This is a genomic window from Cellvibrio sp. (genome assembly GCF_053579595.1).
This window is the reverse complement of record NZ_JBRFPI010000236.1, coordinates 1-7,197: the sequence shown is the minus strand read 5'-3', so window position 1 is coordinate 7,197 and position 7,197 is coordinate 1. Positions and strand designations below refer to the sequence as shown.

The window sequence follows — 7,197 nt, the reverse complement described above, 5'->3', positions numbered from 1 at the left end:
AACTATCTGACCGTTTTTCCATGAAAAACGCTGTATACGATCTGCTTCTCCAACATATATTTTCCCATCACGCCCCTGCAAAATTTTATGTGGTAAATTTAAGTGACTTAATAAAATTTTGGCTGAAGCATCAGGATTTCGGTAATCCAAAAGCAGCAACTGCCCCTTGCGCGGCACCCAAGCTCCCATATCAACAATGAGCAACTTATCATCGGGAGTTTGCACCAATGTACGTGGCATTTTAAATGGATTTTTTGGACTGCGCGCCGCGACCAACCCCAAACAGGTTCCCGCCTGGGTTACAACAGGTAATTGGGCGAACCCATCGCACTGGTCAACAGTAGGGGTATAGGAACCCGCATTAACCAGTGGGCTAACTACCAGCAACACACTTATGGTGCAGAACATACGCACGATATTTTTCAGCATAAGAATCCCTGTGAAGAACTGAATAATAGAAACCACGTAACTGAATAAAAAATACCCGACTCGCATGAGCGAGCCGGGTCAACAATTTTTCTAAAAGAACATTAATCATCCGAAATTTCAATATCCGGCAACACTTGGTTACTTTGATTATGTTGCTGCACATTGACTACTAGCTTACGCGCAATTGCGCGATATTTTTGGCTAATTGCCGAATCGGGATCCGCCGCTACGGATGGCTTGCCCCGGTCTGCATCTGCACGAATGGATAAATCCAAAGGCAAAGAACCCAACAACTCAGTTTGATAATCGCGTGCAATACGCTCACCACCACCTTCGCCAAAAACATGCTCTTCATGGCCGCAGTTGGAGCAAATATGAATCGCCATATTTTCAATCACACCTAAAATTGGCACATTGACTTTACGGAACATCTCTATGCCTTTTTTGGCATCCAACAAAGCGATGTCCTGCGGTGTGGTAACAATCACTGCACCCGTTACTGGTACTTTTTGGGCGAGCGTAATTTGTATATCGCCGGTACCAGGAGGCATGTCGATAATTAAGTAATCCAAATTATCCCAGCGGGTTTGCATCAATAATTGCTGCAGCGCACCCGTCGCCATAGGACCACGCCAGAGCATTGGAGTATCCTCAGTAACTAGATAGCCCATTGAAATCGATTGGATACCGTAGGCATTGATCGGTAGCATTTGCTGCTTACCCTGGTCACCAACCACTTCCGGGCGGCGCTGCCCTACCCCCAACATTTGCGGTTGACTGGGGCCATAAATGTCCGCATCCAAAATACCCACCCGCGCACCCTCTGCTGCTAACGCTAATGCAAGATTAACTGCAGTAGTGGATTTACCTACCCCTCCCTTACCCGATGCAACCGCGATAATATTTTTTACCTGCGGGATCGCTTGATGATGTGTTGTACTTTGATTGCTTGCCATAGAACCCTCTGTATAACGCTATTCAGCACTCAAATTCTGCCAATGTAATTTGGTCGCACCCTAACAAAAAAGGGTGCCAATTGGCACCCTTTTTTGTAACCGGATAATTTAGTTGGCTTCAGCCAAATGCTCCAGCTCTTCGCGATCATGCTGATGATCTTTGGCAAGCAGCATGTACACCGAAGGCAATACAAACAAGGTAAAGAAAGTACCAATCGTCATACCGAGCACTAACACAATACCAATCGCATTGCGCGCCTCAGCACCAGCGCCCGCAGCAAATATCAACGGTGTGTGACCTGCGATAGTAGCGACACTAGTCATCATCACCGGACGTAGACGTAAAGAGGAGGCCTCGCGAATTGCATCAAGCTTGGCGACACCCTGCTCCTGCAACTTGTTGGCGAATTCGACCACCAGAATACCGTTACGTGCAATCAATCCCATCAGCGTCACCAAACCCACCTGCGAATAAATATTCAGGGTGCTGGTAAATCCGTTGGTAAAGAATGGGATCGGCATAGGTATTTTCAGGAAAGTGAACAAGAGCGCACCGAACATCGCCAAAGGTACAGAACCCGCAAGAATAACCAATGGATCACGGAAGCTATTGTATTGCGCTGATAACACCAAAAAGATCATAACAATTGCCATCAGGAACGCCGGCAAAAAGGTATTACCCTCACGAATCAACTGACGCGATTCGCCGGTGTAATCGATGGTGTAGCTTTTGGGCAATATCTTACGTGCTTCGGTTTCCACATGTGCCAATGCTTGCCCTAACGGAACACCCGGAACGCCACTGATTTTCACTGCGTTGAGTTGTTGCATACGGTTAATCGTACGCGGCTCTGTCGAGTGACTGATGCTCGCGACCTGATCCAAACGAATCAAGTTTCCATCTGGACCTGTAACATACAGGTTGGCCAAATCATCAGGGTTTAATCGTTCAACACGCTTCACTTGCGGGATTACTTTATAGCTTTGCCCAGCCATATTGAACCGGTTGACATAACCACCGCCCAATAAGGTACCCACGTCGTTAGTCACGGTCTGCAAATCCAAACCAAGATCCGCCACTTTTTCGCGATCAATACTGAGTTTGTAATCCGGCTGATCCACTTTTACATCCAGTGTCTGGAAGTAAAACATACCGGACTTCACCATAATCTCCTGCACCTTCAACGCATAGTCATAAATCTCTTTGATGTCTGCTGTGGATGCCAACACGATTTCAACAGGGAACTGGCCACCACCCGGTAATGCAGGTGGTGTAATGGGCAGAATTTTCACACCGGCAATAGCTGATAATTTTTGTTGCACTTCCGGCATTATCTCAAACACATCACGATCACGATCTTCCCAAGGTTTAGTTACCATGCCCGAAAAACCACCCGTGGGGAACGTCAATTGAAAAGTAAATGCTGTTTCCGGAACAGCCATAAATACTTCATTAACTTGCTTACCATAATGCGAAGCCTGATCGACGGTTGAGTTGGCTTGGGCATCTACTATTCCGAAAATAACACCTTGGTCTTCTGTTGGTGCCAATTCTTTAGGTGACATGTTGTATAGAGGAAAGCACAGTAAAGTGATACCGATCCAGAAAATATAAACACCCGCACGATTCTGTAAGCTGATTTCCAACTTGCGCCCGTACCATTCGCGGAAACGCTCAAAAGGTTTTTCCAGCGGTGCTTTTAAACCAGTGTGGGGTTTCAACATGCGCGAACCCAACATCGGCGATAAGGTAATTGCAACAATCGCGGAAATTGTTACAGCTCCCGCGAGCGTTATAGCGAACTCACGGAACAATGATCCGATCAAACCACCTTGTAAACCGATTGGGATGTACACAGATGCCAATGTTACTGTCATCGCCAAAATGGGTCCCGCCAATTCACGTGCGGAAATAATTGCAGCAGGGAAAGGTTTCATCCCCTCCTGAATATGGCGTTCGATGTTTTCCACCATCACAATCGCATCGTCCACAACCAAACCTACGCAAAGTACGATTGAGAGTAGCGTGAGCAAGTTCAGGGAGAAACCGCAGACCTGCATAATAAATAATGCGCCGACTAACGATAGAGGAATCGCCAATACCGGAATGATGACTGAGCGGCTAAACCCAAGGAATAAGAAGATTACTATCACAATAATCAACAGAGTTTCCGAGAGAGTTTTGATTACTTCATGAATCGCGGCGTCAATATACTCTGTTGAGTCATAGGCAACTGTGCCGGACAAACCTGTCGGCAATTCTGCCTTGATCGCTTCCATTTCCTTATTGACCGCTTTCATTACATCCAATGCGTTTGCATTGGGTGCGACCCAAACCCCCATAAATACCGCAGTGTCTCCGGAGTAGTTAACGACTGTGTCGTAGTTCTCTGCACCTAAAGCGACATCAGCAATATCACTTAACCGGATAATGCCATCAGCAGAGTTGCGAATAACTAACTGCTTAAATTCATCAACACTTTTTAAATCCGTATCAGCTCGCAAATTAACCTGGGTATAGGTGCCTCGAGTTTGCCCTACTGCTGCTTGTACGTTGTTAGCTGCTAATGCAGCACGCACTTGTACCGGAGTTACGTTTAACGCTGCCATACGCTCAGGTTTCAACCAAATACGCATCGCAAAAGTTCTGCCACCTAATACATCTGCTTTCTGTACGCCAGCAACAGCCGTTAACCGCGGTTGGATCGAGCGGGTTAAAAAATCAGTAATTTGGTTTTGCTCAAGGATTTCCGAACTGAAACTTAAGTAAGCAGCAGCAAATTGTGAATCAGCGGCCTCAATACGAATCGCAGGCACTTCCGCTTCTGGTGGTAAATCACCACGCACCTGATTCACCTTGGCCGAAATTTCAGTCATGGCTTTCAGCGGGTCGTAATTTAAACGCAAGTGCGCAGTGACAGTAGACATGCCCATTGCACTTTGTGATTCGATGTAATCAATACCGCCCGCTGAGGCAATTGCGCGCTCTATCGGAGTAGTGATGAATCCACGTACCAATTCTGCGTTAGCACCAACATAAACGGTGTTGATGATAATGACGGAAATATCACTACGGGGATATTGACGCACAGTCAGGTTGGATCCTGCCTGTATACCCAAAATTAAAATGAGCAGGCTCACCACTATGGCAAGTACCGGCCGTTTGATAAAAATATCAGTAAATTTCATAAGTTAGGCTCATGGGCTTTTTGGCTTATGGAGTAAAGCGTGAGATGTTGTCACCCGCCCCACAATCAGGGAGCGAGTAGATAACCAAATATTAACTATCAGCAGGGGTAGGTTCGAGTTTGAATTCCGGTGTTGGCAAAGTACTTACCGTTACCGCTTGGCCATTTAACAATTTGAATGCGCCTGCACTGGCAACTACATCACCTACTTTTAAGCCATCAACGATTTCAACAAAATCACCGCGTGCTTTACCTAGACGTACAAACTGTTGACGCGCTTTAAATGTGCCGGCTTTTTCACCCGCTTCAATTACAAAAACCGTATCGCCGAAGGGCGCATAAATGACTGCTGTACTTGGAACAGCCAATACCTCCTGCGGATCAGACAAAGTCACTTTGGTTTCGACTGCCATGCCAGGAATCAATTGGTTTTTTTCGTTTTGCAGATAGGATTGCACTATTGCATTACGCGTAACTGAACTGATTTCGGCACCTATCGCCGTAATTTCACCGGTAATCGTTGCATCAGAACCATCACCTACATTTACTTCAACCGGCAGGCCGCGATTCATCTGCACCAACCAGAATTGAGGTACAGGAAAATTGACGCGCACACTATTAGTCGCTTGCAAAGACACAATTTCGCCACCGACTTGCAAGTCTTCGCCCAAGTCAACCTTACGAATACCCAAGCGACCATCGAAAGGTGCGCGCACTATTTTTTTGTCAAGAGTAGCCTTCAAATCTCCCACATCACCTTCAGCAGATTCCATTTGCTGAACGGCAGTATCGAGTTCACTTTGCGACACAGTATTGCGCTTGCGCAGCTCAACCAAACGCTCATGATTGGATTTAGCCAATCGTAGACGCGCTTCAGCAGCACTCAATTGAGACTGCTCATTTCCTGATTCTTGCACCAGAATCACAGTACCTTTTTTAACCTGCTCACCAGATTTAAAACGAATTTCTTTTACCTTACCGGCAACTTCGGCGGCAATCACGATGCCTTCGGAGGCTTCTACAGTCCCCATCGCCGTGTAACTATTAGGCCACTTTTGAATTTCTGTTGTGAAGGTGCTGACAGTCTCTGAAGGTGCAGGGGTATTTTCGCCAGCTTGTACCATAGCAGCAATTTGGCCGCCTTTGATGCCGCCAACAACCAACACAATCCCTAGAAGGCTTGCAACAGCAATACCGATTGATTTCGCATTGTTCATAAGATGAAGAACCATTGAGAGGAGAGAAGATTCAAAAATACAGGGTTGGCAAACAATCAGGGAGGGAGGAGGTGATAAACCGTCGGTATCCCAACCATAACTTCGGCATTTTTAGCTGAAGAATTGTTGCACAGCCACATATAAAACCAAAACCAACAAGTGTCACAAAGTGTAAAGGTGCCTTATCCGCTTTAGCTGTCAGAGAAAACCAGCCGACCATCTGGTCGGTTGGCAAATAATATTCCCTTTTTGATCATTGTCCAACGAATTGTTAGGCATAACACAAAGTTATGACATTCATCATTCAATGATGCCGCTATTCTCCACAAAGGAGTGACAAGGTCTGTCAGCAGAGCTAATTGCCCCTCATCCAGAAAGATAAGAGCTTAATCAACTAACTCGGGAACGCCGGTAATGTGGTAATTGCTTTCTGGTTCAGATACACCACCACCCAAAGGATCATGAACAACTCCAACCTCGTATTGATCGCCTGTGATATGAGTAAGAAGTTCGCGGAAGGCAGAATATCTCTCTAGCGGATATCCAATAATATCGCCCTCCACCAGCACTGCGTTTGAGCAATCCAGAATGGCTGCCCTACCCTCCGCTTTCGCCCAAACCCCAACCGCCTGAATCTGGATACGAATAAGGCCGTAATGGTATCTGTGAATGGAATCGACTTTGGGAATAAATTGGCGGAAGTTTTGCCCAGCAGAAAAGAACGAAGAAGATTTGAATTTTGAACCTACTACCCCCGCCGCCGACAGATGGCGCTCAAGCAATTGGGTTTTGTTGAAACCGACATAGGGTTCAGGATAAAAAATTAATGCAGTAGAGGTCATATAAACATCCTGGCTGTTTGATTTGAATAATATCTGTCCGTGATCGAAGCGGACTCAACCAAAGAACCGACTAAAAATCAACAAATGAAACTCACTGAATTTATCAATAAGTCTGCTAGGATTTGCGCTCTTTCGATTTATTCAAGGATTATTTATGACCTGGGCACCCCACGTAACCGTTGCCACTATTGTTGAACGCGATAATCGTTTTTTAATAGTGTATGAAGAGGCCGATGGCAAAAAAGTTTACAACCAACCTGCTGGTCATTTAGACCCTAACGAAACATTAAACGAAGCGGCGATTCGTGAGACGCTGGAGGAGACAGGTTGGACGGTGGAGTTGACTGTTGTAGTAGGTGTAACTTTGTATACCGCCCCTAGCAATGTCATCACCTATTTCCGTACCACGTTTATTGCTAATGCCCTTAGTCACGATGCAGCACGTCCCTTAGATACCGGTATTATCGAGGCCGTTTGGCTGACCTATGATGAACTACTGGCCCGCAAAGACCAGTTACGCAGCCCCATGACCCTGCAAATCATTGAAGAATACCTTGCAGGGCGC

At 46.1% G+C, this 7,197-nt stretch carries 6 protein-coding genes; 1 reads left to right on the top strand and 5 read right to left on the bottom strand.

Features of this window, described 5'->3' with window-relative positions:
• The 5 genes from ACWA6V_RS14270 to ACWA6V_RS14250 form a co-directional block, all read right to left on the bottom strand.
• Window positions 1–429 (bottom strand): hypothetical protein (locus ACWA6V_RS14270; RefSeq protein WP_449523121.1); only part of this gene is annotated, 429 nt, incomplete at its 3' end.
• 101 nt (window positions 430–530) lie between these two features.
• Window positions 531–1,385: an iron-sulfur cluster carrier protein ApbC gene (gene apbC, locus ACWA6V_RS14265; RefSeq protein WP_449523120.1), complete on the bottom strand. Its 855-nt coding sequence runs from the start codon at window positions 1,383–1,385 to the stop codon at window positions 531–533.
• A 108-nt stretch (window positions 1,386–1,493) separates the two neighbouring features.
• On the bottom strand, window positions 1,494–4,574 hold the full coding sequence (locus ACWA6V_RS14260) for an efflux RND transporter permease subunit (protein WP_449523119.1): 3,081 nt from the start codon (window positions 4,572–4,574) through the stop codon (window positions 1,494–1,496).
• Between the two features lie 91 nt (window positions 4,575–4,665).
• Window positions 4,666–5,790, bottom strand: coding sequence for an efflux RND transporter periplasmic adaptor subunit (locus ACWA6V_RS14255; RefSeq protein WP_449523118.1), 1,125 nt, complete (start codon window positions 5,788–5,790; stop codon window positions 4,666–4,668).
• A gap of 386 nt (window positions 5,791–6,176) precedes the next feature.
• Window positions 6,177–6,632 (bottom strand): hypothetical protein, encoded by a 456-nt coding sequence (locus ACWA6V_RS14250; RefSeq protein ID WP_449523117.1) that lies wholly within the window; start codon window positions 6,630–6,632, stop codon window positions 6,177–6,179.
• Window positions 6,633–6,786: 154 nt separating this feature from the next.
• Between ACWA6V_RS14250 and ACWA6V_RS14245 the strand changes: the two genes are divergently transcribed.
• Window positions 6,787–7,197: NUDIX hydrolase (locus tag ACWA6V_RS14245; protein ID WP_449523116.1), on the top strand; the 411-nt coding region annotated here is incomplete at its 3' end.